This window comes from Streptomyces sp. NPDC057543 (genome assembly GCF_042801895.1).
Lineage (GTDB): Bacteria > Actinomycetota > Actinomycetes > Streptomycetales > Streptomycetaceae > Streptomyces.
In genome coordinates this window covers 1-1582 of the sequence record NZ_JBHVFF010000575.1, presented here as the reverse complement: position 1 = coordinate 1582, position 1582 = coordinate 1, and the positions used below count along the sequence as shown (strand labels likewise).

Sequence of the window (1582 nt, the reverse complement as noted above, 5' to 3'; positions counted from 1 at the left end):
AGCTTGACGTTTAACGTCGGTGAGCTTGATGTTCCTTGATCGACTCGGCGCGTTTGACCGTCTTGCCGACGTCGTGGTGCCTGGCTCGCTGCTTGTTCTTCGAGCCGGGAGGCCGCCCCGGGCCCGGTCGGGAGGGTTTTGGTGCGGCTGCCGGACGGACTGTCGCCGCACGGACGTTGCGAAACCCCCGCCTTACCCGAGCGGGGGTGAGGCGGCGAGGTTCGGTGCGGCGTTCCCAGGGTCGACGGAGGTCCTCGGCGAGGGGCCGGGCGAGGCGGAGTTGGGTGTGGGCGGCGATGATGAGCCAGGTCCACAGGTCGGCGGTATCCGCGTGGCGGATCTTCGGGGCGGTCCATCCGAGCGTCTGCTTCATCAGCCGGAAGGTGTGCTCCAGGTCGAAGCGGCGGAGGAACGACTGCCACCAGCGGTCGATGTCCGCCGGCATGGCACCGGCGGCCGAGGACCACAGCCAGACGGGTTTCGGGTCGCGGTCGCCCGGCAGGCGCTCGACCTTCAGCCGCATCAACGTGCCGTGCAAGATGGGTAGTTCTTCGTTCGCGTGCTCCAGCCAGGGGCCGCGGTGGGTGAGTCTGGGGTGCATCCGGTCCCAGGCCGTCGCCGCTGCTGTGCCGTAGCGGGTGGTGGCCGTCACGGTGGTGACGTCGGGGGTGTGCCAAGTGTCGGGCTTGGCGAAGGTGAGGACGCCGCCGTGCCTGCGGGGCCGCCCGCCTTTCGGCCCGGAGCGAGCGGGACCGGCGTCGCGGAGCATGACGCGGTCCGAGCGCAGACGTCCGACCAGCACGACCGGCAGGTCCGCCAGGACGTGGGAGAGATAGGCGACGTCGTAGCCGCTGTCCATGACGATCAGGATCTCGGGGTCGCCCGGCCGCCAGTGCCCGGCCATGGTCAACCGGTCGACGACGTCGCGGAGTTGGCTGGCGGTGACCTGGGTGGCGTCGTCCGCCCGGCCCAGACGGACCGCGTCCAGGAGAGCGACCCAGGAAGTGCGGCCAGACTCCAGGGCGGCGACGAAGGAATACGGCCAGCCGGGCACGAACTGGTCACTGCTGCGGTCACCGCGTCCGTAGACATGGCAGAACAACCGCTCGTCGCTGGTCGGTGCATCGGGCCGCAGCCAGTGCGACACATCCACAGCGAGCACGATCCGCCCGTCGGCCGCCCTCGGCAGCGGCAGGCCAGCCAGAGCGCGGCGTAACCGCGCCGGCTCCAGCCAGCCCCGGTCCAAGGCCGCATACAGCGCGCCATGCCCGCGCCGGTGCTCGGCCGACAGCGACAACTCGACCAGGGTCTTCACCGGCCCGTCCGCGCACAGCACCGCATCGGTGAGCTCGAAGAGCGCATCCGCGCGGGCGTAGAGACTCTCGTAGAACTCGACCCGAAAGCGGGACAACAGGCCCAACGCCTCGCTTCCGGGCACATCGACAGGCAGACTCATGGGCAGCGGCCGTTCCTTCAGCTTCGTTGCTCGACACCTCGAAGCATCAAGGGCGGCCGCGTCTCGTATGTCGCTGATCGATGCAGTTCAGCAGGTCGGGTGACCTGCGACGTTAAACGTCAAGCT

The 1582-nt window shown here is 69.3% G+C and carries 1 protein-coding gene; it reads right to left on the bottom strand.

Going from position 1 to position 1582, the window contains the following annotated elements; genetic code table 11:
• Positions 1–10: 10 nt before the first annotated feature.
• Entirely contained in the window at positions 11–1456 is a 1446-nt protein-coding gene (locus tag ACFU8Q_RS41395; RefSeq protein WP_384465353.1) for an NF041680 family putative transposase, read from the bottom strand.
• Positions 1457–1582 lie beyond the last annotated feature (126 nt).

Bases quoted from the DNA above. Each gene is read 5' to 3' on its own strand.
- ACFU8Q_RS41395 (WP_384465353.1), bottom strand. From the start codon at position 1,456: ATGAGTCTGCCTGTCGATGTGCCCGGAAGCGAGGCGTTGGGCCTGTTG.